Below are 26,157 nucleotides of genomic sequence, written 5' to 3'. Positions count from 1 at the left end.
GCCGGCGAGACAGGTGTCATCGGGGGTGACGGTCATGTCGACCCCTGTCATCATGTGCCGGTGCATACGTCTGACAACGTCCGCGGCAGCCGCGGCAAGGGCACCGGGCTCGGCCTGGCACTGGCCTCCGCGGTCGCCTTCGGAGGTTCCGGAGTCGCGGCCAAACCGCTGATCGAGGCCGGACTCGATCCGCTCCACGTGGTCTGGCTGCGCGTCGCCGGCGCGGCCCTGGTGATGCTGCCGCTCGCCGTGCGCCACCGCGCCCTGCCGCGCCGCCGCCCCGCGCTGGTCGCCGGATACGGGCTGTTCGCCGTGGCCGGTGTGCAGGCCTGCTACTTCGCCGCCATCTCGCGCATCCCCGTCGGCGTCGCGCTGCTGGTCGAGTATCTGGCTCCGGCCCTGGTCCTCGGCTGGGTGCGGTTCGTGCAGCGGCGGCCGGTCACGCGGGCCGCTGCGCTCGGTGTGGTCCTGGCCGTCGGCGGACTCGCCTGCGTGGTCGAGGTCTGGTCGGGGCTGGGATTCGACGCCCTCGGACTGCTGCTCGCCCTCGGTGCCGCGTGCTGCCAGGTCGGCTACTTCGTCCTGTCCGACCAGGGCAGCGACGCCGGCGAGGAGGCGCCCGACCCGCTCGGCGTCATCGCCTACGGCCTGCTCGTCGGCGCCGCCGTGCTCACCGTCGTTGCCCGCCCCTGGTCGATGGACTGGTCCGTCCTCGCCGGCACGGCCCCCATGGACGGCACGCCCGTCGCCGCCGCCCTGCTGCTGGCCTGGATCGTGCTCATCGCCACGGTGCTCGCCTACGTCACCGGGATCGTGGCCGTGCGTCGGCTGTCGCCGCAGGTCGCCGGGGTCGTGGCCTGCCTGGAAGCGGTCATCGCGACCGTCCTGGCGTGGGTGCTGCTGGGCGAGCACCTCTCCGCCCCGCAGGTCGTCGGCGGCGTCGTGGTGCTGGCGGGCGCCTTCATCGCCCAGTCCTCGACCCCGGCGAAGGGCTCCGCGGACCCGGTGGCCGGTGGCGGTCCCGAAAGGGAGTTGTCGAGCCGGGGGACGCCGACCTAGGGTGCGGTTCATGCATTCCGACGCGCTCGTCCTCCCGCCTCCGGCCGCCTGAGGCGGGCCCTGTAGCGAGCCCGGCGCACTGTCGCCGGGCCGGACGGTGCTGCCCGCAGACGAAGTCCTCGCGCCCCGGTCGTTCCGGGCCGCCCCGAACTTCCGCGCCTCGTGCGCGTCTGCGGAGAGAACTCGTGTCGAATGCCGTCTCCGGCCTGCCCGTAGGGCGTGGCCTGCTCTGTCTGATCGTCGCCGGTGTGGCCTGGGGCACCGCCGGTGCCGCCGCCTCGCTGGTCTACCGCGCCAGCGACATGGGGCCCGTCGCCCTGTCGTTCTGGCGCTGCGCGGTGGGGCTCGTGCTGCTGCTCGCCGTCCGCCCGCTGCGCCCGCGGGTGCGCCCCGCGGTCCGCGAACCGCTCGCCCGCAAGTCGCTGCGGGCCGTCGTCACCGGTATCGGGCTCGCGGTGTTCCAGACCGCCTACTTCGCCGCCGTGCAGTCCACCGGACTCGCCGTGGCCACGGTGGTCACCCTCGGTGCGGGGCCCGTACTGATCGCCCTCGGTGCGCGCCTCGCCCTCGGTGAGCATCTGGGAGCGGCGGGTGCCGCCGCCGTGGCCGGGGCCCTCGCCGGGCTCCTGGTGCTCGTCCTCGGTGGCGGGAGTGCCACCGTCCGGCTGTCGGGTGTGCTCCTCGCGCTGCTGTCCGCCGCCGGGTACTCGGTGATGACGCTGCTCACCCGATGGTGGGGCCGGGACGGCGGGGCCGACGCGGCCGGTACGTCCGTGGGGGCGTTCGCCGTCACGAGCCTGTGCCTGCTGCCGCTCGCCCTGGCCGAGGGCCTGCTGCCGCACACCGCCGAACCGGTCCGGCTCCTGTGGCTCCTCGCCTACGTCGCGGCCGTCCCGACCGCGCTCGCCTACGGGCTCTACTTCGCCGGCGCGGCCGTCGTCCGGTCCGCGACCGTCTCCGTGATCATGCTCCTGGAGCCGGTCAGCGCGGCCGCGCTCGCCGTCCTGCTGCTCGGCGAGCACCTCACGGCGGCGACCCTGGCCGGCACGCTGCTGATGCTCGGCTCGGTCGCGGGGCTCGCGGTGGCGGAGACACGGGCGGCGCGGGAGGCGCGGACGCGGCCGGCGCCCGCGTGACGACGGGAGCCCGCGCGACGGCGGAGGCCTCCTCGGGCCCCGCGCCGCCCGCGCGGGCCGGTGTCACCCGGCCGAAAGGTAGTCCGGCAGCGCCGTGCCGGGCGTCAGGGCCGGGTCGGCGACCGGAGCGTCGTACCCCTTGCGCAACGGGACGAGACCGGCCCAGTGCGGGAGGGCGAGGTCCTCCGGTTCGTCGTTCACCCCGCCGGTGCGGAGCTTGGCGGAGACCTCGTTCAGGTCGAGGCGGATCACGGCGGTGGCGGCCAGCTCCTTCTTGTTGGCCGGCCGCGAGTCGCGGGAGCGGCCCGGGACGACGTGGTCGACCAGGGCGTCCAGGGCCGTGCGCCGCTCCTCGGGATCCGTCACCTCGTACGCCGTGCCGTGCACCACCACCGACCGGTAGTTGATCGAGTGGTGGAAGGCCGAGCGGGCCAGCACCAGAGCGTCCACATGCGTCACGGTCAGGCACACCGGCAGACCCGGGTCGGCCGCGCCCGTCATCCGCAGCGGGCGTGAACCCGTGGAGCCGTGCACGTAGAGCCGCTCGCCCACCCGGCCGTAGAGCGTCGGCAGGACCACCGGGGCGCCGTCGCGGACGAAGCCGAGATGGCAGACGTACCCCTCGTCGAGTATCGCGTGCACCAGCTCCTTGTCGTACCCGGCCCGCTCGGGGGAGCGGGTGGGGACGGTGCGGTCGGTGGGCGGGTAGGTGCCGCCGGGCTGCGCCGGCGTCCCCGTGGTCCCCTGCATGGCGATCTCCATTGCACTAGTGCATAATCGACTTTGTGCTAGGAGAGTATCGGATCACAGGGCGGGGCGCAGCGGAGATTTCCGCGAGCGTCGAGCGCGCGGTGGGCTCGGGAGAGCTGGAACCGGGGCAACCCCTGCCCCCGATGCGGGAGTTGGCGCAGCGGCTCGGGGTGAACCCGAACACCGTCGCCGCCGCCTACCGCACCCTGCGCGAACGCGGGGTCATCGAGACGGCCGGGCGGCGGGGCAGCCGGGTGCGCGCGAAACCGGCGACCACCGGGCGGGAGTTCATCCGCGTCGACGTGCCCGCGGGCGTCCGCGACGTGTCCGACGGCAATCCGGACCCGGCGTTGCTGCCCGCGCTGGGGCCCGTGTTCGCCGTGGCGGCCGCACAGGGCGACCGCGAACCGGTGCTGTACGGGCACGCGCCCGTGGACCCGGAGCTGGCCCGCGTCGCGCGGGCCGAACTGGACGCCGACGGGGTGCCGGACGGGCCCGTGGCGGTGACGTCCGGCTCCCTGGACGCCATGGAGCGGGTCCTCGCGGCCCATCTCAAGCCCGGTGACGCCGTCGCCGTCGAGGACCCGGGCTGGGGCAGCCTCCTGGACCTGGTGCCCGCGCTCGGCCTGCGCACGGTCCCCGTCGGGGTCGACGACCAGGGGCCGCTGCCCGAGGACGTGCGCCGGGTCCTGGCGGCCGGTGCCCGCGCCCTGGTGGTCACGGACCGCGCGCAGAACCCGACCGGAGCCGCGGTGGGCGCGGCACGCGCGCGTGCGCTGCGGTCCGTCCTGCGCGAGCACCCCGGGGCGCTGCTCATCGAGGACGACCACGGCCACGGCATCGTCGACCTCCCGCTGCACCCCCTCGCCGGTACGACCCGCCACTGGGCCTTCGTCCGGTCCGCCGCCAAGGCCTGCGGCCCCGACCTGCGGCTCGCCGTGCTCACCGGGGACCCCGTCACCCTCGACCGGGTGCGCGGGCGGCAGCGGCTGGGCCCCGGCTGGGTCAGCCGCATCACCCAGCGGGCCGTGGCCCGGCTGTGGACCGACGGCGCGGTGGACGCCCGCGCGGTGGCGGGGGTGTACGGGCGACGCAGGGACGGTCTCCTCGGTGCCCTCGCGGAACACGGGGTCGCCGGGTACGGGCGCAGCGGCATGAACGTGTGGATCCCGGTGCCGGACGAGACGGGTGCCGTCGCCCGGCTCCTGCACGCCGGCTGGGCGGTCGCCCCCGGCGCCCGCTTCCGCCTGGGCGCGCCGCCCGGCATCCGGATCACGGTCTCGACGCTGGCGGAGGACGACCTCGGACCGCTGGCGGAGGCGGTCGCCGCGGCGACGGGGCCGGGGTCGGGGGCACCGCGGAGCTACGTCTGAGGCGGGGTTCGCGCCGGCCCGGGTGCCGGCTTCGCCGCCGGTGGCCGCGGTGCCGGATGCCGTGCTCGTACGGCGGTCAGGGCGGCTGGGTGCCCAGTGCGCCCCGAGGGGCTGGAGTGGCCGGAGCGGTGAATCGCGCCGGTGCCGTGGGTCTCGTCGCAGGGCGTCCGGTAGGTGCTCCCCGGGTCCGGCGGGCGACCGTTGGGCCGGGGTCCGCGTGCCTGGCCGGGGCCCGACGGCGCGGGGTGTCCGGTGGCGTCGCGTTCCACCGCGCGCCACCCCGCTCGGCCGTGCGAGGGGTGTGAGGCGTGCGGGGTGTGCGGGGCGTGCCAGGGCAGCGTGGGGCGTGCTTTCGCTCCGGGCGCACTGCCGCAGGGCGTTCCGGGCCGCGTTGAACCGCCCCCGGCGAACCCGGAGGCGAGTGGCTGCCGGCACGGACGGTGGGCGATCCGGCGAGCCGTTCCCACCGGGTGCGTCCTGCGAGGCACGCCCATGGCCCCGCCGTCCTCAGACCCGCGAGCCCGGACGTACCCCCGCCGCCCCCCGAGTCTCCGACGCGGGCGTGGCCCCGCCCCCGTCCGTCCCGGACCGGTCGGTCCCGGGCCGGTCGGTCCTGGGCCGGTCGGTCCTGGGCCGGGACTGGGTCAGCGCCGCGCCGGCGAGGACGACGGCCGCGCCGACCGGGGTCGACCAGGACAGCGACTCGCCGAGGAGGGCGACGCCCGCGGCCGTCGCGATGACCGGGGTGAAGTAGGTGACCATCTGGGCCGTCGTCGGGCCGACCTCGGCGACCAGGTCGTACTGGATCAGGAAGGCGAGCCCGGTACCGAGGACGCCCAGGGCCGCGACCGCCAACAGGGGGAGCATCGGGAAGCTGGTGGGCACCGAGGTGAACAGCGGTGTCACGACCGCCAGTTGCAGCGTGGCCAGGCCCAGCTGGGCACCGGTCAGCGAGAGGTGGGAGTGGCTGGAGCCCGCCAGGGTGCGGCGGACGTAGATCCAGCCGACCGGATAGCTGAGCGAGGCCAGCAGGGCCAGCGCCGTGCCCGTGACGTCGAGGCCGTGGAAGCCCTGCCAGACGCCCAGCACGGTCAGGACGCCGAGGAAGCCGATGCCGAGGCCGGCCACCCGGCGACGCGTCGGCCGGTCCTCGGACAGCGCGACCAGCGACAGGGCCATGCCCCACAGCGGCGAGGTCGCGTTGCAGATGCCCGCGAGGGACGACGGGATGGTCAGCTCCGAGAAGGCGAACAGCGAGAACGGCAGGGCGTTGAGGAGGAAGCCGGCGACCGTCAGGTGCACCCACGTCCACGTCCCGCGCGGGAGCCGCTCCCGCTTCACCGCCATCGCCGCGGCGACCACCGCCGTGCCGAACACCAGCCGCCCGAGCGTGACCTGGAACGGGGCGAAACTCTCGGTGCCCACCTTCATGAAGAGGAAGCTGAAACCCCAGACGAGGGAGAGGAGCCCGAAGCGCAGCCGCCAGTCGAGGACGCGGCGGGCCGGGGAGGGGGCGGAGGGGGACGGGACGCAGCTCATGCAGGCAACGATGAGGCAGTCATCCTCGTAGCACAATCGAGAATTCGCACCGAATATCTCGTAGTATCGCTTACATGTTGAACCTGGAGCGCCTGCGGACCCTCGACGCCCTCGCCCGGCACGGATCGGTCAGCGGCGCCGCGGCCGGCCTGCACATCACCACCTCGGCGGTCTCCCAGCAGATGGCCAAGCTGGAGCGGGAGGCCGGTCAGCGGCTCCTCGCCAAGAACGGGCGGGGCGTACGCCTCACGGACGCCGGCCGGCTGCTCGCCGAGCACGCGGCCCGCATCCTCTCCCAGGTCGAGCTGGCCCAGGCCGACCTGGAGGCGCAGCGCGGCCAGGTGGCGGGCGAACTGAGGCTGTCGGCGTTCCCCACGGCCGCCCGCGGACTCTTCCCCGCCGCGCTGGCCGCCCTGCGCGCCGAGCACCCCGCCCTGCGCATCCGCTCCTCGGAGCTGGAGCCGGAGCGCGGTATCAACGGCGTGGTGCGCGGCGACCTGGACCTGGCCGTCGTCCTCGACTGGTACAACAAGCCGATGCCGCTGCCCGACGGACTCGTCAAGGCGCCGCTCCTGGACGACCCGGCCGATGTCGCCCTGCCCGTCGGCCACCGGCTGGCCGGCCGGGACGAGGTGGACCTCGCCGAGTTCGCCGAGGACGAATGGATCACGTGGGGCGAGGGCGAGTTCTGCCACGAGTGGCTGATGTTCACGCTGCGCTCCAAGGGCATCGAGCCGATCGTCGGCCATCGCGCAGCCGAGACCCACACCCAGCTCGGGCTGGTCGCCGCCGGACTCGGCGTGTGCATCGCACCCCTGCTCGGACGCCATCCGATGCCCGCCTCGGTCGTCACCGTGCCGCTGAAGCAGCGGGTGCGCCGCCACGTGTACGTCGTCTGGCGCGCGGACGCCGACCGCCGCCCGTCGATCCGGGCGGCGGTGGACGCCCTGCGGGCGACGGCGCGGGAGGTGGGTGAGGCGGGGTGAGACCGGGCGGGCGCGCGATGGGGCGGGCGGGCCCACTCGGGCGGCGCCGGGCCATCCGGACGCCGCTCGGGCGGGCGCCCGGCTACACCGGCGCCAGCTTGCGGAAGTCCCAGGAGACGACCGTCTCCGGCGTCAGCCGCAGCCAGGCGTGCCTGCCGTCGTGCGGCATCTCCTGGAGGCCGAAGTTCTTGCGGGCGAACAGCGTCTCCGGGAAGTCGAGTTCGGCGCACAGCTCACCGGTGCGAGGCGCCTCGCCCACGAACGCCACCCGGCCGGACAGCTCCACGCCCCGCAACTCGTCGTACTCCTCGCCGGTGTCGACGACGATCGCCACCCGCGGATCGCGCCGCAGGTCCGTCCAGCGCCGGCTGCGCACGACCGAGTACAGCCACATCGAGGCACCGTCCCAGACGAACCACAGCGTGCTCACGTGCGGGGCACCGTCGGCCGAGACGGTGGCGACCCGGCAGGTGCGCTGGGTGGTGAGGAACGCCTCCAGCTCGCCGGGGGTCATCATGATCCGGCGCCCCCGGCGCTGCGTCACGGTCATCCGGCCAGCCGGATCGAGTCCCCGCTGACCGTGATCTGCACGGCGGGCAGCGGCTTGGGCGCGGGGCCGCCCTGCACGCTGCCGTCGGTGATCGAGAAGCTGCTGTTGTGGCAGGGGCAGTTGATGAGACCGTCGGCCACGCTCTTCACGGCGCAGCCCTGATGGGTGCAGGTGGCGGAGAACGCCTTGAAGTCGCCCGCCGCGGGCTGGGTCACCACCACCTTCTGGTCGGGAAAGACCTTCCCGCCGCCCTCGGGGATGTCGGCCGTCGCCGCGAGGGCGGCCCCGGCGCCCGCGTTCTCGCCGCCGCCCGAACCGCCGCCGCCCGCCTCCTGGGAAGGGCTGCCGGAGGGAGCGCCGCCGGTGTCGCCGGACGCGTCGTCGTCCGAGCCTCCGCAGGCGGCCAGCACGGCGGTGAGTCCCGCCGCCCCCGCCGCCGCCACGACGGTACGACGGGCCGGTCCCGCTGCGGGATGAAACGATGCGCTGGTCATGCTGGGTCCCTTCCGGGGGTGGATGCGTGATGATCTGCCGAGAGGTACGGCCCCGCGGCGCTTGTTGTTCAAGGCCGGCAGCCGTCCCTCGCCGACCGATCCCCACCCCGGGAGGCGTGGCCGACGCGAAAGGGCCGTCGTCGAGTCCCCCTCACGGTCACCGGCGTCGGCGGCAGCGCGCCCGCCGACCCTCTCCGTCATGAGTACGCAGCCGTCGGGGCGGGTTCACAGCCAGCCCGCGCGCTGGGCCTGCAGGGCCAGCTGGAAGCGGTTCGCGGCGCCGAGGCGGGCCATGAGGACCTGGAGACGCCGGAACAGCGTGCGCCGGCTGATGCCCAGCTCGCGGGCGGCCAGCTCGTCGGTCGCACCGCCGGCCAGAAGCCGCAGCAGGCGGCGGTCGGCCGGCGGGAGTCCGGCGGGGCGGGCGGCGAGACCGTGCAGCGGGACCGCGTCGCGCCAGGTCTGCTCGAACAGGGCCGCCAGCGCGGAGAGCAGACCGCAGGGCTGCACCACCAGCATGGTGTTGTGCACGTCGGCGTCCTTGATCGACAACGACACCAGCGCGAACGCCTCGTCGATGATCAGCAGCTTGACCGGTACCGACGGCAGCACCCTGGCCTGCTCACCCGCCTCGACACAGGGTTCGATGACGTTCTCCAGCTGCCCGGGCCGCTCCAGTGCCTCGCGCGCGTAGACGACACGCTGGGTCACCCCGCGGGCCAGCGTCGCGAGCGCGTCGTCCGTCGCGCCCGCCAGGTGGACGTAGGGCGGGGACTCGAACTGCCGGATCTGCTCCCGGGCACTGGCCCACGCGTGGCGCATCCGCGGACCGACGTCCTCCCCGGTGACAACCTCGACGAGGCCGTCGTTGTAGGCGGCGAGGCGCCGACGACGGAACGACTCGAACGCACCCCCGACGGCGATGCGCGACTCCTCCAGCTCGGCCGCCCGGTGCCGCGCGAGCACCTCCAGGCCCGCCGCGGGCGGTACCGGGGCCACGACGTCGGCGTCGCCGGCCGCGGCACTGGCCAGTCCGGTGTCCGCCAGCGTGGCGTACGCGGCGGAGAGCCGGGCGCCGCTCAGGCCGGTCGCCGCGCCGATCGCCTCCAGCGGGGCGGGGGACAGCTCCAGCAGGGCCAGGTAGAGCCGGCCGGCCGTGGGGTCGAGCCCCAGTACGCGGAGGGACTCGCCGAGTTTCTCGTTCGCCATGAGGCGATTGTCGGCCCGACCGGTCCCGATGTGGCGGATCGGTGCCACTGGCACTACTGAGACCCCGAGCGCGCCACGACGCGATACGGTCCGGCCCGGACCCGCACGCCGACCCCGTGGCAGCCCAGCGGAAGAACCGGCGGAAGAACCAGCGAAAGAAGGTGCACGACGTGGCGAACCGTCGGAAGAACAGCCTGTACCCCACGCTTTCTGCGGAGCTGTCCGCCCTGATGCGCACGGGCTGGGCGGACACGGAGCGGCACGACCTCCCGCCCGCCGAACAGGCCCCGTACGCGGCCCTCCGCCGTGCCGCGCTCTCCGCGCGGTTCCCCGGCGAACGGCTGGTGGTCCCCTCGGGCAACCTCAAGGTCCGCTCGAACGACGACACCTACCCCTTCCGGCCGTACTCCGGCTACGTGCACATGACCGGAGACCAGGCCCGGGACGGAGCCCTCGTGCTCGAACCCCGCGCGGAGGGCGGCCACGACGCCTACTGCTACCAACTGCCCCGGGACGGCCGCGACGACGACGAGTTCTGGACCGGCGCCCACGCCGAACTGTGGACCGGGCGGCGCCGCTCGCTGGCCGAGTCGGAGCGAGTGCTCGGCCTGCCGTGCCGCGACGTGCGCACCGCGGCCGCCGACCTGGCCGCCGTCAGCGATGTGCGGACCCGGGTCGTGCGCGGGGTCGACCCCGCCCTGGAGGCGGCCGTCACCACCGACGAGGAGCGCGACGCCGAGCTGGAGGACGCGCTGAGCGACCTGCGCCTGGTCAAGGACGCCTGGGAACTCGGGGAGCTGCGCGCGGCGGTGGACTCCACGGTGCGCGGCTTCACCGACGTCGTGGGCGAGTTGTCCCGGGCCGTCGCCTCGTCGGAGCGGTGGCTGGAGGGCACCTTCTTCCGCCGGGCACGTCTGGAGGGCAACGCGGTGGGCTACGGCACGATCTGCGCCGCCGGCGAGCACGCCACGATCATGCACTGGACGGACAACGACGGCCCGGTCCGCCCCGGGGACCTGCTGCTCCTGGACGCCGGGGTGGAGACGCGCTCCCTCTACACCGCCGACGTCACCCGCACCCTGCCGATCAGCGGCACCTTCACGCCGCTCCAGCGCGAGGTGTACGACGCGGTGTACGAGGCACAGGAGGCCGGGATCGCCACGGTCAAGCCGGGCGCCGCGTACCGGGACTTCCACGGGGCCGCCCAGCGCCACCTGGCGGCGCGGCTGGTGGAGTGGGGCTTCATCGAGGGCCCCGCCGAGCGGGCGTACGAGCTGGGTCTGCAGCGCCGCTTCACCATGGCCGGCACCGGTCACATGCTGGGCCTGGACGTCCACGACTGCGCGCGGGCCCGCACGGAGGAGTACGTCGAGGGCGTGCTGGAGCCGGGCATGTGCCTGACCGTCGAACCTGGCCTGTACTTCCAGGCGGACGACCTGACCGTGCCCGAGGAGTGGCGTGGCATCGGCGTCCGGATCGAGGACGACCTCGTCGTCACCGCGGACGGCAACGAGAACCTGTCCGCGGGCCTGCCCCGCAGCGCCGACGAGGTCGAGGCATGGATGGCCCGCTTCGCGGGCTGAGCCCGCGGACGGACTCCCGGGCGTGGGTCCGGGCCGGTCTCGCCGACGGTCACCCGCGGTGACTATGCTCACTCGGGTCCGGGGGAAGTCTCCCCGCGGGGACGGGCAGGGCTGAAGAGACGGGTGGCCGGCACAAGTGTTGAGAGAGGTCCTCGCGACCCGCTACATCACGCCGTTGCGTGAGGGCGGCTCGCTGCCGGGACTCGTCGAGGCCGACGACCTCGGCACGTACGTCCTGAAGTTCACCGGCGCGGGGCAGGGCCGCAAGACGCTCGTCGCCGAGGTGGTCTGCGGCGAACTCGCCCGCAGGCTCGGCTTCAGGGTGCCGCCGCTCGTGACCGTCGGCCTCGATCCGGTGCTCGGGCTCGGCGAGCCCGACCAGCAGGTGCAGGAACTGCTCAAGTCCAGCGGCGGCACCAACCTCGGCATGGGCTTCCTCTCCGGCGCGCTCGGCTTCGACCCGCTCGCCTTCGAGGTGAGCGGGGAGGAGGCCGGACGGATCGTCTGGTTCGACGCGCTGGTCAACAACGTCGACCGCTCCTGGCGCAACCCCAACCTGCTGTGCCTGCGCGGCGAGACGTGGCTGATCGACCACGGCGCCACCATGATCTGGCACCACAACTGGCCCGGCGCCGAGGCATCCGCCGCCCGCCCCTACGACGCCACCGACCACGCCCTCGCGCGTTTCGCGCCGGACGTCCGCTCGGCCGCCGCCGCGCTCGCACCGCTGGTCACCGAGGAACTCCTCGCCGAGGTCACCGCCGAGATCCCGGACGTCTGGCTGCGGGACGAACCCGGCTTCGCCGCACCCGACGACCTGCGTCGCGCCTACGCAGGGCCGCTGCTCGCGCGGGCCGCCACGATCCACGAACGTGTCAAGGGGGTGCGGTGAGCGACCGCCACGTCTTCGAGTACGCGCTGCTGCGCGTCGTGCCGCGCGTCGAGCGCGGGGAGTGCGTCAACGCCGGCGTACTCGTCTACTGCCGTGCCAGGTCCTACGTCGGTGCCCGCACCCATCTCGACGAGGACCGGCTGCTTGCCCTGGACCCGCGCGTGGACCTGCCCGGGGTGCGCGCGGCGCTGCGCGCGGTGGAGGGCGTGTGCGCCGGAGGGGACGCGGCGGGCCAGGCGGCCGAGGACGACCCCGGCCGCCGGTTCCGCTGGCTGATCGCGCCCCGTTCGACCATCGTCCAGCCGGGCCCCGTCCACACCGGCCTCACGGCCGACCCGGCGGCCGAGACGGAACGGCTTCTCGACCTGCTGGTGCGGTAGTCGAGACGGAACGGCTTCTCGAGCTGCTGGTGCGGTGGTAGGGGCGGGGCCCGCCCGGACGATCGGGCACGCGCTGCCCGGCCCGTGCGTCAGACGCGTCGGCGGCGCCTGATCACGTAGCCCGCCGCGAGCGCGGCGCCGGTGACGAAGCTCAGGCCGATGCCGATGTCCCAGTCGCTGGGACCGGTACCCGAGGCGCCGCCCAGGCCGCCCTGGGTGCCGAGCGTCGGCGTCACGGCGGGGGAGGCCACGGGCGCCGGTGTGGTGACGACCGGGGCCGGCGCCGGCGCCGTGGTGGCCGGACGCGGCACGGAGGTGGCGGAGATGGTCGGGAGCTGGTCCCGGTCCGGACGGGTCGCGCCGCCCGCGCCGTCGTCCGCCTCCCGGATCTCACGGATCCCGCCCTGGTCGAAGGGACCCTGGCCGGCGGAGTGCGACTGACCGGGCCGGTCCTGGTCGAGCCGGCCCTCGTCGAGGCGGCCCTCGTCGGGCCGGGTCCGGCCCGGTCCGCCTCCGTCGGGGCCGTTCCCGTCCGGTCGGACCTGACCCGGTCCGCTTCCGTCGGGCAGACCTCCGTCGAGTCGCCCGTCGTCGGCTCCGCCCGGGTCGAGCCGGCCGTCATCGGTCCGGCCCTCCTCGTCCGGTGGGGCCTCGCCGGACGGGTCTTCGTACCCTTCGTCCGCGCACAGCGGGTCCTTGCCCGGGTCCTCCTCCAGCCCGATCGGTACCGCTTCCTGGTAGGTGAAGCTCCGGCAGTCCGGCTCCAGGCTCGCGGTGAGGTCCTGGGCGGGTGCGGGGTCGGCCAGCGGCACGATCGCGGCGATCGCGACTGCTATGCCTGCTGCACCGGTTCGACGGCGCATGGACGCCTCCTTTCCGGCCACGGGTGGCTCGCGCTTCGACGCTAGGGGCCCGGCGGCCGGGCGGCCCGCAGCGCTGGGCCGATCGGGCGATCGAGGCGGAGCGGCGCAGGGCGAGGACCAGGTAATGGATCACACCGGCCCGGTGTCCCGTTGACACCGGGTGCCAGGGCTTCTAGCGTCACGTCTGCGGAAGGTACTAAGCGGTCGCTCACCCAGGGCACACGCTCCGCACGGGCCGCATCCCCAGGACGAGGAGAAGCAGCGAATGTCCACCACTGAGCAGCGGGTCGCCGTAGTCACCGGAGCCGCGCGCGGCATCGGTGCCGCCACCGCCGTACGACTGGCCGCCGAGGGCCGCGCCGTCGCCGTCATCGACCTCGACGAGGCCGCCTGCAAGGACACCGTCGAGAAGATCACCGCGGCCGGCGGCAAGGCGATCGCGGTGGGCTGCGACGTCTCGGACGAGGTCCAGGTCGAGGCGGCCGTCGCGCGGATCGCCGAGGAGCTGGGCGCGCCGACGATCCTCGTCAACAACGCGGGCGTGTTGCGCGACAACCTGCTGTTCAAGATGAGCGTCTCCGACTGGGACACCGTCATGAACGTGCACCTGCGCGGCGCCTTCCTGATGTCGAAGGCCTGCCAGAAGCACATGGTGGACGCCAAGTTCGGCCGCATCGTCAACCTGTCCTCCTCCTCCGCCCTCGGCAACCGCGGCCAGGTCAACTACTCCGCCGCCAAGGCCGGTCTCCAGGGCTTCACCAAGACCCTCGCCAAGGAGCTGGGCAAGTTCGGCGTCACCGCCAACGCCGTCGCCCCCGGCTTCATCGCCACCGAGATGACCAAGGCCACCGCCGACCGCGTCGGCATGGGCTTCGACGACTTCAAAGCCGCCGCCGCCACCCAGATCCCGGTCGCGCGCGTCGGCGAGCCCGACGACATCGCCAACGCCATCGCCTTCTTCACCGGCGAGGCCGCAGGATTCGTCTCCGGCCAGGTGCTGTACGTGGCCGGCGGACCGCTCGACTAGGGCGCGCGGAGACTAGGGAACACTGGGATTGGGGACCACTGACATGACTGAACTGCCCGCCCTCTCCGGCAAGGTGGCGCTCGTCACGGGCGCGAGCCGCGGCATCGGCTACGGCGTCGCCGAGGCGCTCGTCGCCCGTGGCGACCGGGTCTGCATCACCGGCCGCAACGAGGACGCTCTGAAGGAGGCCGTCGACCGGCTCGGCTCCGAGCGGGTCATCGGTGTCGCAGGCAAGGCGCACGACGAGGCCCACCAGGCCGTCGCCGTCGAGCGCGTGATGGAGGCCTTCGGCCGAGTCGACTTCCTGGTCAACAACGCCGGGACCAACCCGGTGTTCGGCCCGATCGCCGACCTCGACCTGAACGTGGCGCGCAAGGTCTTCGAGACCAACGTGATCTCGGCGCTCGGCTTCGCCCAGCGCACCTGGCACGCCTGGCAGAAGGACAACGGCGGCGCGATCGTCAACATCGCCTCGGTCGCGGGCCTCTCGCCCTCACCCTTCATCGCCGCGTACGGCGTGAGCAAGGCCGCGCTGATCAACCTCACCGCGCAGCTGGCGCACGAGTTCGCGCCCAAGGTGCGGGTCAACGCGATCGCCCCGGCGGTCGTGAAGACCAAGTTCGCCGCCGCCCTCTACGAGGGCCGCGAGGAGGAGGCCGCCTCGGGCTACCCGCTGGGCCGGCTCGGCGTGCCCTCCGACATCGGGGGCGCCGCCGAGTTCCTCACCTCGGAGCAGTCCGCCTGGGTCACGGGTCAGACGCTCGTCGTCGACGGCGGCATCTTCCTGAACGCCGGCGTGGCCTGATCTCGCCCACGAGGACCCCTCAAGATCGATCCCGGACACGGGCGCCGTTGACGAGAACGGCGCCCGTGTCCGCGTATCGGAACCCGGTGCACGATGACAACGTAGTCATCGCAAAATGATCAAAACCCCTGCTCAGAAGGGGGGTTCAGGGGGCGTGGCGCTGCGGTATGGTCTGCCGACCTTGGTACGGCGGATCGAGGAGCGTGCGCGTGTTCAACCGGAAGCGGGGCCTGCGGCGGGTCGCGGCCATCGTGTCCATATCGTCACTGGTCACCGGATGCGGCATCCTGTCGTCCGACGGTCCGGAGGACGAGGAGCCGATCGTCGTCGGGACGACCAGCGCCCCCAGCACCCTCGATCCGGCCGCTTCCTGGGACGGCTCCTGGGAGCTGTTCCGGAACATCTACCAGACGCTGCTCAGTTACCCGAGCGGCGCCACCGCGCCGCAGCCCGACGCCGCCGAGCAGTGCGCGTTCGCCGACACCACGAACCGGGTGTACCGCTGCGAGCTGCGCGAGGGCCTGACCTTCTCCAACGGCGATCCCCTCGACGCCCAGGCCGTCAAGTACTCGATCGACCGGATCAAGGACATCAACGTCAACGGTGGACCGGCGGGTCTGCTCGGCAGCCTCGAACGGGTCCAGGCGCCGAGCGAACGCGAGGTCGTCTTCCACCTCAACAAGCCCGACGCCACCTTCCCGTTCGTGCTCGCCACGCCCGCCATGTCGATCGTCGCCCCCGGCGACTACCCCGCGGACGCCCTGCGGGAAGGCAGCGGCGTCGTGGGCTCGGGCCCGTACACGCTCGAGTCGTACGACGACGGCGAACGGGCCGAACTCGTGCGCAACGACCACTACAAGGGCTTCGCCGAACGGCAGAACAAGGCCGTGACCGTCCGCTACTTCAAGGACTCCGCCGGCATGGTGAAGGCGCTGCGCGACGGAGACATCCAGGTGACCTACCGAGGTCTCGCCGCCGACGACGTCATCACCCTCCAGGGCAAGGAGGGCAAGGAGGAGGGCCTCCAGCTGGTCGAGGGCACCGGCACGGAGATCAGCTACCTCGTCTTCAACCCCGAGGACCCCTGGGCGGGACGCAAGGAAGTGCGCCAGGCCGTCGCCCAGGTGATCGACCGGACGATGATCGCCCACAAGATCTACCAGGACACCGTCGATCCGCTGTACTCGATGGTCCCCAAGGGCCTCACCGGTCACACCACGGGCTTCTTCGACGACTACGGCGACCCCAGCGTCCCCAAGGCCCGCGAGCTGCTCGAGGACGCCGACATCACCGAGCCCGTCCCGCTCACCCTCTGGTACACCACCGACCGCTACGGCTCCGAGACGGCCAAGGAGTTCGAGGAGATCAAGCGGCAGCTCGACGCCTCCGGCCTGTTCAAGGTCACCCTCAAGAGCCGTCCCTGGAAGACGTACGTCGCCGGATACCAGAAGGGCGAGTACCCCGTGTTCGGGCGTGGCTGGTCCCCGGACTTCCCGGACGCGGAGAACTTCATCGCGCCCTTCGTCGGGGAGCAGAACGCGCTCGGCACGCCGTACCTCACACCGGAGATCACCGGCGACCTGCTGCCGCGCTCCCGCCGGGAGAGCGACCGCGCCAACGTGGAGCGGGAGTTCGAGCAGGCGCAGCAGATCATGGTGAACGACGCGCGGCTGCTGCCGCTGTGGCAGGGCAAGCAGTACGTGGCCGCCAGCACGGACATCTCGGGCGCGGAGCAGGCCCTGGACCCGTCCACGATCATGATGATGTGGCAGCTCCAGCGGAAGACGAGCTGGTAGCCGCTCCCGTTGTCAGTGGCCGGCGGTAGGTTCTTGGGCACTGGAAGCCACCGCACAGCGTAAGGAAGTTGACGTGACCGACATCGCCATGCTGCCCGAGTCCTGGCGCGAGGTGCTGGGCGGCGAGCTGCAGCAGCCCTACTTCAAGGAGCTGATGGAGTTCGTCGAGGAGGAGCGGGCGAACGGCCCCGTCTACCCGCCGCGCGAGGAGGTCTTCGCCGCGCTGGAGGCCACGCCGTTCGACCGGGTGAAGGTGCTGGTCCTCGGCCAGGACCCCTACCACGGCGAGGGCCAGGGGCACGGGCTGTGCTTCTCGGTCCGGCCGGGGGTGAAGGTCCCGCCGTCCCTGCGCAACATCTACAAGGAGATGCACGCGGAGCTGGACACCCCGATCCCGGACAACGGCTATCTGATGCCGTGGGCGAAGCAGGGCGTCCTGCTGCTCAACGCGGTGCTCACGGTCCGCGCCGGTGAGGCGAACTCGCACAAGTCACGCGGCTGGGAGCTGTTCACCGACGCGGTGATCCGCGCGGTGGCCGCCCGGACCGACCCCGCGGTGTTCGTACTGTGGGGCAACTACGCGCAGAAGAAGCTGCCGCTGATCGACGAGACGCGGCACGTCGTGGTCAAGGGGGCGCACCCCTCACCGCTGTCCGCGAAGAAGTTCTTCGGCTCCCGCCCCTTCACGCAGATCAACGAGGCGGTCGCCGGGCAGGGCCACGAGCCGATCGACTGGACCATTCCGAACCTGGGCTGAGCCGGGCCCGACGCTCGGGCCGGTCCGTCACCGGCCGGCCCGCGCACCCCCGGTGCCGCCTGACCGGGAAAGCGGGCACGTGCGGTTAGCGTCGTCGGGACAGCCGACGAGGGGCACGGAGGACGCGGTGGCGAAGGGACAGGAGCAGGCGGCGCCGGATGCCGTGCTGACGCGGATCGGCCAGGTCGCCATGCTGCATCACGCGGGCGACCGCGAGGAGGCCCGGCACCGCTACCTCGCCCTGTGGGCGGAGATCGGCGAGCACGGCGACGCCCTGCACCGCTGCACGCTGGCCCACTACCTGGCCGACACCCAGGACGACCCGCAGGAGGAACTGGCCTGGGACCTGCGGGCGTTGTCGGCCGCCGAGGAACTGACGGGGGACCTGGCCGCCGACCGGCACGAGGGCACGCCCGCCGCCCGCGCCCTCTACCCCTCGCTCCACCTGAACCTGGCCGCCGACTACGACCGGCTCGGTCACCGCGAGGCGGCCCGGCTGCACCTGAGGCACGCCCGTACCGCGGCCGGGATCCTCGCCCCCGGGCGTTACGAAGAGGGCGTACGCGCCTCGATCGACCGGCTGGAGCTGCGCCTGGACCGCGCCGGCCGGGGCGCCGACGGGCCCGGCCGTCCCGATGGCCCCGAGGAGCGGGGCCGACCGCCGCGGTAGCGACCCTAGGCGCGGCCCGGCGCGGCCCTGTCAGTCATCGTGGCAGTGCCAGGTTCAGCGGCCGTACGCGTGCTCGCAGATGCGGGCCTCGGGGCTGCCCGGCCGCCAGCCGCCGTACCGCTTGCCGAGGGAGCACACGTCCGCCTTCCCGCCGGTGCCTTCGCCGGACCCGCCGGGCAGTTCGGGCACCCGGGGCCGGGAGGTCGCGGGCGCACGGGTGTGCTCGGGTGCCGCCGGACGGTCGGGCCGCTCTTCGGTGGCGCCGGCGGCCGGGGGACGGTGCCGCGCGGACGGGGGCGTCGGGGCCGTGGTACGGCGAGGTTCTCCGGTGGCGCGCTCCGGGGTGGGGGAGGGGCCGATCATCTCCAGCGCCTCCCGGGCCGGGGCCTGTACCACGCGTGGCTCGGCCGCGCCGTCCGGGCGCGGTGCGGACGAGCGGGCGCCGACCGCCGACGGGTCGGCCGCGGCCGGGCCCCGGACCGTCGTACAGCCGGTCAGGGCCGACACGGCCACGGTCACGAGAAGCGTTGCGGTGGTCGTCGTTCGATGCACCCGCGCCACTCTGCTGGTTCGGGCGGCACGACCGGCGCCGGACAAGCGGAGGTTGCCCCGCACGGGTGATCTCCGGCCCCGTACGGAGTCCCGTGGGCGACCCGGGGTGACGTCAGTCGCCCGTGGCACCGTCCAGGCGTTCGCGGATCAGGTCCGCGTGCCCGTTGTGACGCGCGTACTCCTCGATCATGTGGGTGTGGATCCAGCGCAGGGTGTAGCGCTCGCCGGTGCGCAGGTGCCTGCCCCGGGTCGGTTCGTCCAGGGAAACGCCGGCCGCGTTGCGGCGGGCCGCCTCGATCTCGGCCTGCCAGGTGGCCCGGGCCTCGGCGAACGTGTCCGCCCCGGTGAGCCGGAACTCGCCGTCCGGGTCCTCGTCGGAGTAGTAGATCGGGCCGGCGTCCTCCGCCGCCAGCACCCTGCGGTACCAGCTGCGCTCCACCTCCGCCATGTGCCGGACCAGTCCCATCAGGGACAACGTCGACGGTGCCACGGCGGTCGTCCGCAACTGCTCGTCGGTGAGTCCCTCGCACTTCCAGTCGAGGGTCCGCCGGTGGTACTCGAGCCAGCCCTCCAGCATGGTGCGTTCGTCGGCGTCGACGGGGGGTTCGTGGCGTTCGGTCGTCATGTCGGCATCCTCGCCCAGAACGGCCGGTCCCACCAGGGGATTTCAGCTGTGGGGCAGGTCGCCCAGCATGCCGTCGAGCAGCTCCCGCAGCCCCGACCGCACCGCCTGGAGGCCCGGCACCTCGGCGTGGAAGGTCCCCGCTACGCAACTGAACATCAGACCGTCGGCCCAGGCGACCAGCGAGAGGACGTGCCGGGCCGGGTCGGCCGAGCCCGTCGCGGTGACGAGGGCGCCCAGTTGCTCCCGGAAACGGGCGCCCGCGGCGTCGAAATGCGCCCGCAGCTCCGGGCGGCGCGTGGCCTCCAGCGCCAGTTCGTACCGGGCGAGCGTCAGCGCGTGGTTGTGGGTCAGGGCCCGGTGCGTGGCCAGCGCCAGCGCGTCCACCAGGGCGTCCAGGCCGGCGCGCGGGTCCGGCATCTCGTGCAGCGCCAGCACCCGGGCCTCCCGGTCGGCCAGCCGCCGCACCGCCAGCTCCAGCAGCGCCTGCCGGGTCCGCGCGACGTTGGAGGTGGAGCCCTGGGGGAGTCCCGCCGTCTCGTCGACCGCCCGGTGCGTGAGCCCGCGCATCCCGCGTTCGGCGAGCAGGGCCAGAGCTGTGTCGGCGACCAGGTCGGCGCGGGAGGCGCCCGCTGAGGCGCCGGGGGGTGCGGTGTGTGCGGGCATGGAGATCAACCTACCCGCCTCACTACGCCTGTAGTACAGTCGCCGGCAGGTGCTACTACATCTGTAGTGAGCCCCGCGTCGAGGAGAGCGCCGAGGAGAGCCATGACACGCACGAGGAGGGCCGTCGTGATCGGCGGCGGCATCGGCGGCCTGACCGCGGCGGCCGCCCTGCACCAGAGCGGCCTGCGGGTCACCGTCCTGGAACGGGCCCCCTCGCTCCGGCCGATCGGCGCCGCCATCTCGCTGTCGCCCAACGCCCTGCGCGCCCTGGACGTGATCGGCCTCGGCGACGAGATCCGCGACCTCGCCGCCTGGCAGGGCGACGGAGGACTGCGCACCCCCGGCGGGCGCTGGCTGTCCCGCTCCAGTGCCGAAGCCGCCGCGGCCCGCTTCGGCGGTCCGCTGGTGCTGCTCCACCGCTCGACCCTCGTCGAACGCCTCGCCGCGCTGCTGCCGCCGGACGCCGTCCGCACGGCCGCCGACGCGAGGGTCGCCGACCCCGGGGACCGTGACCGTCCGGCCACGGTCCGCACCCCACGGGGCGAGCTGGAGGCCGACCTGGTCGTCGCGGCCGACGGCATCCACTCCGTCGTGCGCCGCGCGCTCTTTCCCGACCACCCGGGCCCGGTCTACTCCGGCTTCACCACCTGGCGGGTGGTGATCCCCGTCCCCGGCGTGGAATTCGCCTCCCACGAGACCTGGGGCCGGGGCCGCATCTGGGGCACGCACCCGCTCAAGGACGGCCGGGTCTACGCCTACGCCGCCGCCGTCACCCCGGCCGCGGGGCACGCGGCCGACGAGCGGGCCGAACTGCTGCACCGCTACGGCGACTGGCACGACCCGATCCCCGCCGTCCTCGCCGCCGCCCGCCCCGAGGACGTCCTGCGTCACGACGTGCACCACATCGCCCAGCCGCTGCCCGCCCACCACCGCGGCCGGATCGCCCTCCTCGGGGACGCCGCGCACGCCATGCCGCCCAACCTCGGCCAGGGCGGCAACCAGGCCATCGAGGACGCGGTCGTGCTCGCCCACCACAGCCAGGACCTCGCCGCCTACACGGCCGCCCGGCTGCCCCGCACCACCGCGATCGCCCGCCAGGCCGTCAGGGTCGCCCGCCTCAACCTGATGCGCAACCGCCCCGGGACCGCCGTCCGCGACGCCGCGATCCTCGCCCTGTCCAAGGCCGGTCCGGCCCTGTTCCTGCGCGGCTTCGACGGCATCGCCGACTGGCGGCCCCCGCAGCCCCCGTATGCTTCCCGGCGGACCCAGGTCGGCGAGCGTTACGAGCGTTAGAGGAGCACATCCCGTGAAGGTCGGCTGCATCGGACTCGGCGACATCGCGCAGAAGGCCTACCTGCCGGTGCTCGCCGCCCTCCCCGGGATCGAACTGCACCTGCAGACCCGCACCCCCGCCACCCTCACCCGGGTCGCCGACAAGCTGCGCATCCCGTCGGCGCAGCGCCACGCCGACCTCGACGCGCTCCTCGCCCAGGGCCTGGACGCCGCCTTCGTGCACGCGCCGACGGCCGCCCACCCCGAGATCGTGACCCGCCTGCTGGACGCGGGCGTCCCCACCTACGTCGACAAGCCCCTCGCCTACGAACTGGCCGACTCCGAGCGACTGGTGGCCCTCGCCGAGGAGCGCGGCACCAGCCTCGCCGTCGGCTTCAACCGGCGCCACGCGCCCGGGTACGCGCAGTGCGCCGAGCACCCGCGCGAGCTGATCCTCATGCAGAAGAACCGCACCGGACTGCCCGAGGACCCGCGCACGATGATCCTCGACGACTTCATCCACGTCGTCGACACGCTGAGGTTCCTGGTGCCCGGACCGGTCGACGACGTGACCGTGCGCGCCCGGGTCGAGGACGGCCTGCTGCACCACGTCGTCCTCCAGCTCGCCGGGGACGGCTTCACCGCGCTCGGCGTGATGAACCGGCTCAGCGGCTCGGCGGAGGAGATCCTGGAGGTGTCCGGCCAGGACACCAAGCGCCAGGTGGTCAACCTCGCCGAGGTGATCGACCACAAGGGTCAGCCGACCGTGCGACGGCGCGGCGACTGGGTCCCCGTGGCCCGGCAACGCGGCATCGAGCAGGCCGTGCTCGCCTTCCTGGACGCGGTGCGGTCCGGCGAGGTGCTCAGTGCCCGGGACGCGCTGGCGACCCATGAGCTGTGCGAGCGGGTGGTCCGGGCCGTGCTGGACGGTTCCGCCTGAGCCGCACCGTCCGTACGCCCTCCGCGGCGCCCCAGGCCGCGAGGATCCCCAGCGCCGCGTACACCGTCCAGTCGCCGTAGCGGACGTACGGCGTGGTGCCGTGGGTGAGGGGGATCTCGTACACCCGCGAGGTGCTCGCGCCGGTGCCGAGCCAGGAGCCGATCCGGGCGCCGTTCGCGTCGTAGACGGCGGAGACGCCGGTCAGCGTCGCGTGCACCATCGGCCGGCCGGTCTCGGCGGCGCGCAGCGCGGCGAGCGAGGCGTGCTGCTCGGGTGCCCAGGTGTGCTGGAAGGTCGAGGTCGAGGACTGGGCGACCAGTACCTCGGCGCCGTCGGCGACGAGGCTGCGGCTCATGTCGGGGAACGCGCTCTCGAAGCAGACCATCGGCCCGATCCGCAGGCCGTCGCCGACGTCCATCACCACCTGCTCGGTGCCCTGTCTGCGGTCCTCGCCAGCCGCCTTGCCGACGGAGGTGGCCCAGCCGAGCACCGAACGGAACGGCACGTACTCGCCGAAGGGGACCAGCCGCATCTTGTCGTACCGGTCGCCGGTCGGGCCCTGGGGGCCGACGAGCACCGAGCTCTTGTAGATGCCGGGTTTGTCGGAGCGCCGCGCGTCCACGTTGACCAGGATGTCCGCGCCGGTCTCCCGGGACAGCGCGGCGAGCCGCCGGGCGAGATCCGGCCGGTCGTCCAGGTCGAACCCGACGCTGCTCTCGCCCCAGACGATCAGGTCGAGGTCATGGTCCGCGAGCCGCCGGGTGAGCTGTTCCTCGCGGTCGAACCGCCGGTCGGCGCTGTCCGCCCCGGCGACGACGCCGGGCTGCACCACGGCGATCGCGGCCCGCTCGTCGGTGCCGGGGCGCGGCGACCAGACCCAGGCGGCCGAGGTGGCCGCGGCCGTGGCGACGAGCCCCGCCAGGGCGGGCACCCTCGCCCGGCGCACGGCGACGAGAACGGCGAGGGCGACGTTGACGGCCACCACCAGGAAGCTGAGCAGCCACACGCCGCCCACCGAGGCCAGCCGCAGCGCCGGGGCCACCTGCCACTGACTGGCGCCGAGCATCCCCCAGGGGCCGCCCAGTCCTTGCCAGGAGCGGACCAGTTCCGCCAGCAGCCAGCCCGACGGCAGGACGACGAGCGCCGCCGCGACCCGGCCGGAGGACGGCGCCCCGCCCACTGTCCGGTGCACCAGCCAGCCCCACGGGACCCACAGCACGCCGAGCAGCGCGGCGATGACGAACGTGAACACGTGCAGGTTCGGCAGCAGCCAGTGGTGCATGGCCAGCACGAACCCGAACCCGCCGCACCACCCGTCGTACGCCGCCCGCTTCCCGCCCGGTGCGGTACGGGCCAGCAGGATCCAGGGGACCAGTGCGAACCAGGCCCACCACCACAGGGCGGGGCCCGGGAAGGCGAGCACGGGCAGGGCGCCGGCGAGCACGGCGAGGCACGAGCGTCGCCACCGGGAGGCGAGCCAGCGGTCGAGCGTCTTCATGGACTCCTCCCTACGGTGATCCCTACCCGGTGATCCGTACAGTGTGCGCCCGCGACGAGGGCGAATTCAGTTGATCACACCGAAGCGTGCCCGGCTCGTGAGGCCTCCCCTAGGATGATCGATGATCGATCAAAAACCGGAGGTAGCTCATGACACGGCCCATCACGGTGGTCACCGGCGGCAGCCGGGGGATCGGAGCGGCGACCTGTCTGCGCCTCGCGGCGGACGGCCACGACGTCGTCGTGGGCTACGCGCACGACTCGACGGCGGCCGAGACGGTCGTGGCAGGGGTGCGCGACGCGGGCGGCCGCGGAGTCGCGGTGCGCGCGGACACGTCCGTCGAGGCCGACGTCGAGCGGCTCTTCGACGTGGCGGAGGAACGGCTGGGACCGGTGACGGGGCTGGTGAACAACGCCGCCGTGACCGGCCCGCTGGGGCGGCTCGCCGACCTTGACACCGCGGACCTGCGCCGGGTCCTCGACGTCAACCTGCTGGGCGTGCTGTTGTGCTCCCGGCGGGCCGCGCGACTGATGACGCCGCGGGGGAGCGGTGCGATCGTGAACGTGTCGTCGGGTGCCGCGACCCTCGGCAGCCCGGGGGAGTACGTCCACTACGCGGCGAGCAAGGCGGGTGTCGACGCGCTGACCCTGGGCCTGGCCAAGGAACTCGGCCCGGACGGGGTCCGGGTCAACGCCGTCGCGCCCGGGGTGATCGACACCGAGATGCACGCGGCGGCCGGGGACGCCGGCCGGGCGGCCCGGATGGGGGCGGCGGTGCCGATGGGGCGTGCGGGCCGGGCGGAGGAGATCGCGGCGGCGATCTCCTGGCTGCTGTCGCCCGACGCGTCGTACGCGACGGGGACGGTGCTCCGGGTGGCGGGCGGACGCTGACCGGGGTCCGGGGTCCGGGGGCCGGGGGGCGTCCGGGGACGGGCCGGGCCGCGCACCGGCGCGGCCCCGCGGCTCAGGCCGCCTCGATGACCTTCGCGCGGATCGCGTTCGCCCACTCGACCACCAGCAACTCGTACTCCACACGCTCCTGCGCCGACAGGGTCCCGCCCGCGCGCCGCCACAGCGCGCGGATCTGATCGTTCAGCTCCGCGGCGGACCGCACGGAACCAGGCGTCACGTAATCGGGGGACATGCGGACCAGCCTAGGGGCAAGCACTGACGCTGCGCTACCGGACGGCTACACAAGCGGTTCCGGTCAGCCGGAGGACTCCGCGGCGTGCGGGCTGAGGGCACCCGTCGCCACCAGGGCGATGATGACGATGCCGAGCGCGATGCGGTACCAGACGAACGGCATGAAGCTCTTGGTGGAGATGAACTTCATGAACCAGGCGATGACCACGTACCCGGTGGCGAAGGCGATGACCGTGGCGAAGAGCGTCGGTCCCCAGGAGACGTGGTCGCTCTCCATCGCGTCCTTCAGCTCGAACACGCCGGAGGCGAGCACCGCGGGGATCGCGAGCAGGAACGAGTACCGGGCGGCCGCCTCGCGCCGGTAGCCCATGAAGAGGCCGCCGCTGATGGTCGCGCCGGAGCGCGAGACGCCGGGGATGAGCGCCGCCGCCTGGCACAGGCCGTAGATCAGGCCGTCCCGCACGCCCAGGTTCTCCAGCTCCTTGCGCTGCTGGGGAGCGCGGTGCCGGCCGCCCTTCTCGTCCCGGGCGGCCATCCGGTCGGCGATGCCGATGATCACGCCGACGACGATCAGCATCGTCGCGGTGATCCTCAGGTCGCGGAAGGGGCCCTCGATCTGGTCCTTCAGCGTCAGGCCGAGCACGCCGATCGGGATCGAGCCGACGATCACCAGCCAGCCCATGCGCGCGTCGGGGTTGTGGCGCATGGACTTGTCGGTGAGCGAGCGCGTCCACGCCGAGATGATCCGCCCGATGTCCTTGCGGAAGTAGATGAGGACCGCTGCCTCGGTGCCGATCTGCGTGATCGCCGTGAAGGCCGCGCCCGGATCGTGCCAGCCGGAGAACGCCGCGGTCAGCCGCAGGTGCGCGCTGGAGGACACGGGGAGGAACTCGGTCAGTCCCTGGACGAGTCCGAGGACGAGGGATTCAAACCAAGACATGGAGTTGAGTCAGTCCAAGTGGCGATCGGAGAACGGCGTGAAACGGTCGGCGGACACGCCGAACCGTCGCGTGCGGTGATCGGGACCTGGCGTGCCGTGGGGCAGCGTAGCGCCCCGAAATGAACCCCGGACGACGGGGGTGAGCGGGCCTACGCCGCCGCGGGGCCCGTCACCGTCCAGCCGGGGACCTGCGGATGGGCGGTCATGTCCTCGTGGCGGACGGTGTCGCCGCACGCGGGGCAGGTGACCTGCGGGACCAGCTCCCGGCCGCAGCGGTGCTCGATCACCATGGGCCGGTCGCCCTCCGCGTGCAGATGCCGGTCCCCCCATGCCATGAGGGTCATCAGGACCGGCTCCAGCTCGAGGCCCGCCGGGGTCGGCCGGTACTCGAAGCGCTGCGGCCGCTCGCTGTACGGCCGCCGGTCCAGGATCCCCGCGTCGACGAGCCGCCGCAGCCGGGTGGCGAGGATGTCGCGGGGAGCGCCCGTGTTGCGCACCAGCTGGTCGAAGCGGCCGTTGCCGAGGCAGACCTCGCGCAGGACCAGCAGCGAGTACTTCTCGCCGACGAGCGCCAGCGTGTCGGCGATGGAGCAGGGGCGCGGGTTCTTGGGAGCGGCGGCCATGACGGCCAGTCTAGGCGAGAACCAGGTGAGGGT

Annotated in this window: 28 protein-coding genes; 15 read left to right on the top strand and 13 right to left on the bottom strand. The window is 73.5% G+C overall.

The features are described from left to right. Positions 1-54 precede the first annotated feature (54 nt). Both C4J65_RS03520 and C4J65_RS03515 read left to right on the top strand, forming a co-directional pair. Positions 55-1,059: an EamA family transporter gene (locus tag C4J65_RS03520; RefSeq protein WP_115741052.1), complete on the top strand. Its 1,005-nt coding sequence runs from the start codon at positions 55-57 to the stop codon at positions 1,057-1,059. A 185-nt stretch (positions 1,060-1,244) separates the two neighbouring features. Then, entirely contained in the window at positions 1,245-2,195 is a 951-nt protein-coding gene (locus C4J65_RS03515; protein WP_115741051.1) for an EamA family transporter, read from the top strand. Between the two features lie 63 nt (positions 2,196-2,258). On the opposite strand, the gene C4J65_RS03510 is transcribed toward C4J65_RS03515, so the two are convergent. Beyond that, positions 2,259-2,945, bottom strand: a complete 687-nt coding sequence (locus C4J65_RS03510; protein ID WP_115746281.1) for a pyridoxamine 5'-phosphate oxidase family protein — start codon at positions 2,943-2,945, stop codon at positions 2,259-2,261. Between the two features lie 35 nt (positions 2,946-2,980). On the opposite strand from C4J65_RS03510, the gene C4J65_RS03505 reads away from it, so the two are divergent. After that, positions 2,981-4,318: an aminotransferase class I/II-fold pyridoxal phosphate-dependent enzyme gene (locus C4J65_RS03505; RefSeq protein WP_115741050.1), complete on the top strand. Its 1,338-nt coding sequence runs from the start codon at positions 2,981-2,983 to the stop codon at positions 4,316-4,318. 507 nt (positions 4,319-4,825) lie between these two features. Here the strand turns inward: C4J65_RS03505 and C4J65_RS03500 are convergent. Continuing rightward, entirely contained in the window at positions 4,826-5,857 is a 1,032-nt protein-coding gene (locus C4J65_RS03500) for a DMT family transporter (RefSeq protein WP_115741049.1), read from the bottom strand. 74 nt (positions 5,858-5,931) lie between these two features. Here C4J65_RS03500 and C4J65_RS03495 point away from each other — a divergent pair, with 74 nt between their 5' ends. Beyond that, on the top strand, positions 5,932-6,843 hold the full coding sequence (locus C4J65_RS03495; RefSeq protein WP_115741048.1) for a LysR family transcriptional regulator: 912 nt from the start codon (positions 5,932-5,934) through the stop codon (positions 6,841-6,843). A gap of 82 nt (positions 6,844-6,925) precedes the next feature. On the opposite strand, the gene C4J65_RS03490 is transcribed toward C4J65_RS03495, so the two are convergent. The 3 genes from C4J65_RS03490 to C4J65_RS03480 form a co-directional block, all read right to left on the bottom strand. Then, complete coding sequence (locus C4J65_RS03490; protein ID WP_162833000.1) at positions 6,926-7,393, bottom strand: pyridoxamine 5'-phosphate oxidase family protein; 468 nt, start codon at positions 7,391-7,393, stop codon at positions 6,926-6,928. Next, positions 7,390-7,887 (bottom strand): Rieske (2Fe-2S) protein, encoded by a 498-nt coding sequence (locus C4J65_RS03485; protein ID WP_115741047.1) that lies wholly within the window; start codon positions 7,885-7,887, stop codon positions 7,390-7,392. The genes C4J65_RS03490 and C4J65_RS03485 overlap by 4 nt, the downstream gene beginning before the upstream one ends. Before the next feature lie 225 nt (positions 7,888-8,112). Further along, positions 8,113-9,096, bottom strand: coding sequence for a LuxR family transcriptional regulator (locus C4J65_RS03480; RefSeq protein ID WP_162832999.1), 984 nt, complete (start codon positions 9,094-9,096; stop codon positions 8,113-8,115). A gap of 170 nt (positions 9,097-9,266) precedes the next feature. Between C4J65_RS03480 and C4J65_RS03475 the strand changes: the two genes are divergently transcribed. From C4J65_RS03475 to C4J65_RS03465, 3 genes are all read left to right on the top strand, one after another. Then, the gene (locus C4J65_RS03475; protein ID WP_115746279.1) at positions 9,267-10,679 is read left to right on the top strand and encodes an aminopeptidase P family protein; all 1,413 of its coding nucleotides are present in this window, start codon (positions 9,267-9,269) and stop codon (positions 10,677-10,679) included. Between the two features lie 136 nt (positions 10,680-10,815). Then, positions 10,816-11,571 carry a HipA family kinase gene (locus C4J65_RS03470; RefSeq protein ID WP_115741045.1) on the top strand — a complete coding sequence of 252 codons (756 nt, stop codon included), beginning with the start codon at positions 10,816-10,818 and terminating at the stop codon, positions 11,569-11,571. Continuing rightward, positions 11,568-11,951: a DUF3037 domain-containing protein gene (locus C4J65_RS03465; RefSeq protein WP_115741044.1), complete on the top strand. Its 384-nt coding sequence runs from the start codon at positions 11,568-11,570 to the stop codon at positions 11,949-11,951. Before C4J65_RS03470 ends, C4J65_RS03465 begins: the two co-directional genes overlap by 4 nt. A gap of 89 nt (positions 11,952-12,040) precedes the next feature. Here C4J65_RS03465 and C4J65_RS03460 read toward each other — a convergent pair whose 3' ends face one another. Then, positions 12,041-12,814, bottom strand: a complete 774-nt coding sequence (locus C4J65_RS03460) for a hypothetical protein (RefSeq protein WP_115741043.1) — start codon at positions 12,812-12,814, stop codon at positions 12,041-12,043. A gap of 265 nt (positions 12,815-13,079) precedes the next feature. On the opposite strand from C4J65_RS03460, the gene fabG reads away from it, so the two are divergent. The 5 genes from fabG (at position 13,080) to C4J65_RS03435 (ending at position 17,869) form a co-directional block, all read left to right on the top strand. Continuing rightward, positions 13,080-13,841 carry a 3-oxoacyl-ACP reductase FabG gene (gene fabG, locus C4J65_RS03455; protein ID WP_115741042.1) on the top strand — a complete coding sequence of 254 codons (762 nt, stop codon included), beginning with the start codon at positions 13,080-13,082 and terminating at the stop codon, positions 13,839-13,841. A gap of 43 nt (positions 13,842-13,884) precedes the next feature. Then, positions 13,885-14,646, top strand: coding sequence for an SDR family oxidoreductase (locus C4J65_RS03450; protein WP_115741041.1), 762 nt, complete (start codon positions 13,885-13,887; stop codon positions 14,644-14,646). Between the two features lie 209 nt (positions 14,647-14,855). Next, positions 14,856-16,442 (top strand): ABC transporter substrate-binding protein, encoded by a 1,587-nt coding sequence (locus C4J65_RS03445; protein WP_162832998.1) that lies wholly within the window; start codon positions 14,856-14,858, stop codon positions 16,440-16,442. Between the two features lie 73 nt (positions 16,443-16,515). Beyond that, entirely contained in the window at positions 16,516-17,199 is a 684-nt protein-coding gene (gene ung / locus C4J65_RS03440; RefSeq protein ID WP_115741039.1) for a uracil-DNA glycosylase, read from the top strand. A 127-nt stretch (positions 17,200-17,326) separates the two neighbouring features. Then, the gene (locus C4J65_RS03435) at positions 17,327-17,869 is read left to right on the top strand and encodes a hypothetical protein (RefSeq protein ID WP_115741038.1); all 543 of its coding nucleotides are present in this window, start codon (positions 17,327-17,329) and stop codon (positions 17,867-17,869) included. Positions 17,870-17,923: 54 nt separating this feature from the next. On the opposite strand, the gene C4J65_RS03430 is transcribed toward C4J65_RS03435, so the two are convergent. The 3 genes from C4J65_RS03430 to C4J65_RS03420 form a co-directional block, all read right to left on the bottom strand. Then, positions 17,924-18,430, bottom strand: a complete 507-nt coding sequence (locus C4J65_RS03430) for a hypothetical protein (RefSeq protein ID WP_115741037.1) — start codon at positions 18,428-18,430, stop codon at positions 17,924-17,926. A gap of 103 nt (positions 18,431-18,533) precedes the next feature. Next, entirely contained in the window at positions 18,534-19,046 is a 513-nt protein-coding gene (locus C4J65_RS03425; protein WP_115741036.1) for a DinB family protein, read from the bottom strand. A 42-nt stretch (positions 19,047-19,088) separates the two neighbouring features. Then, entirely contained in the window at positions 19,089-19,709 is a 621-nt protein-coding gene (locus tag C4J65_RS03420) for a TetR/AcrR family transcriptional regulator (RefSeq protein ID WP_115741035.1), read from the bottom strand. Here C4J65_RS03420 and C4J65_RS03415 point away from each other — a divergent pair. Further along, positions 19,698-21,002 carry an FAD-dependent monooxygenase gene (locus C4J65_RS03415; protein ID WP_346265858.1) on the top strand — a complete coding sequence of 435 codons (1,305 nt, stop codon included), beginning with the start codon at positions 19,698-19,700 and terminating at the stop codon, positions 21,000-21,002. The genes C4J65_RS03420 and C4J65_RS03415 overlap by 12 nt on opposite strands. 13 nt (positions 21,003-21,015) lie before the next feature. Beyond that, positions 21,016-21,921, top strand: coding sequence for a Gfo/Idh/MocA family oxidoreductase (locus C4J65_RS03410; RefSeq protein WP_115741033.1), 906 nt, complete (start codon positions 21,016-21,018; stop codon positions 21,919-21,921). On the opposite strand, the gene lnt is transcribed toward C4J65_RS03410, so the two are convergent. After that, positions 21,845-23,419, bottom strand: coding sequence for an apolipoprotein N-acyltransferase (lnt, locus tag C4J65_RS03405; RefSeq protein WP_115741032.1), 1,575 nt, complete (start codon positions 23,417-23,419; stop codon positions 21,845-21,847). The two genes, C4J65_RS03410 and lnt, sit on opposite strands and share 77 nt — an antisense overlap. Before the next feature lie 149 nt (positions 23,420-23,568). Here lnt and C4J65_RS03400 point away from each other — a divergent pair, with 149 nt between their 5' ends. Continuing rightward, positions 23,569-24,309 carry an SDR family oxidoreductase gene (locus C4J65_RS03400; RefSeq protein WP_115741031.1) on the top strand — a complete coding sequence of 247 codons (741 nt, stop codon included), beginning with the start codon at positions 23,569-23,571 and terminating at the stop codon, positions 24,307-24,309. A gap of 73 nt (positions 24,310-24,382) precedes the next feature. On the opposite strand, the gene C4J65_RS03395 is transcribed toward C4J65_RS03400, so the two are convergent. The 3 genes from C4J65_RS03395 to C4J65_RS03385 form a co-directional block, all read right to left on the bottom strand. Further along, positions 24,383-24,562, bottom strand: coding sequence for a hypothetical protein (locus C4J65_RS03395; protein ID WP_115746278.1), 180 nt, complete (start codon positions 24,560-24,562; stop codon positions 24,383-24,385). A 63-nt stretch (positions 24,563-24,625) separates the two neighbouring features. After that, the gene (locus tag C4J65_RS03390; RefSeq protein WP_115741030.1) at positions 24,626-25,501 is read right to left on the bottom strand and encodes an undecaprenyl-diphosphate phosphatase; all 876 of its coding nucleotides are present in this window, start codon (positions 25,499-25,501) and stop codon (positions 24,626-24,628) included. Between the two features lie 149 nt (positions 25,502-25,650). After that, on the bottom strand, positions 25,651-26,124 hold the full coding sequence (locus C4J65_RS03385; protein WP_115741029.1) for a helix-turn-helix domain-containing protein: 474 nt from the start codon (positions 26,122-26,124) through the stop codon (positions 25,651-25,653). Positions 26,125-26,157: the final 33 nt, after the last annotated feature.

Source organism: Streptomyces sp. CB09001 (assembly GCF_003369795.1).
Classification (GTDB): Bacteria; Actinomycetota; Actinomycetes; order Streptomycetales; family Streptomycetaceae; genus Streptomyces.
The sequence above is the reverse complement of the archived record's forward strand: the minus strand, read 5'-3'. Positions and strand labels throughout refer to the sequence as shown.